1 protein-coding gene is annotated in these 577 nt (G+C 62.9%); it reads right to left on the bottom strand.

Going from position 1 to position 577, the window contains the following annotated elements:
* A partial coding sequence (gene pbpG, locus CXQ94_RS23945; protein ID WP_104092591.1) for a D-alanyl-D-alanine endopeptidase occupies positions 1–577 on the bottom strand: 577 nt, incomplete at both ends.

The following is a 577-nucleotide window of genomic DNA, read 5'->3' as shown; positions in this document are numbered from 1 at the left end:
ATGGCCGGCAGCGTTGGTGAAGCCGGTCTTGCTCAGCTGAATGTCCCAGTTGTTCTTGCGCACCAGGGCATTGGTGTTGCGAAAGCCGAGGGTGTAGTTGGGCTTGCGAAAGGCCACAGTCTTCTCGTCAGTGGTGCTGAACTGCTGGATCAGCGCGTACTGGCGGCTGGCGCGGATCAGCTTGACCAGGTCATTGGCACTGGAGACGTTGCGTTCGGATAGCCCGGTGGGCTCGACGTAGTGCGTGCGGGTCATGCCCAGCGCCCGCGCCTTGGCGTTCATCGCCTGGATGAAGGCCGAGTAGCCACCCGGATAGTGGTGGGCAAGACTGGCGGCGGCGCGGTTCTCGGAAGACATCAGGGTCAGCAGCAGCATCTCGCGGCGGCTGATTTCGCTGCCGATGCGCACGCGGGAGAACACGCCCTGCATCTCCCTGGCATCGCGGATGGTCACCGGCAGCGCCTGATCCAGCGGCAGCTTGGCGTCCAGCACGACCATGGCGGTCATCAGTTTGGTCACCGAGGCGATCGGCACCACCATGTCTGGATTGCTGGAGTAGAGCACTTCGTTGGTCTTC

The sequence above is a fragment of the Arthrobacter sp. GMC3 genome, from assembly GCF_002929305.1.
GTDB lineage: Bacteria > Actinomycetota > Actinomycetes > Actinomycetales > Micrococcaceae > Specibacter.
This window is presented reverse-complemented; position numbering and strand designations above follow the sequence as displayed.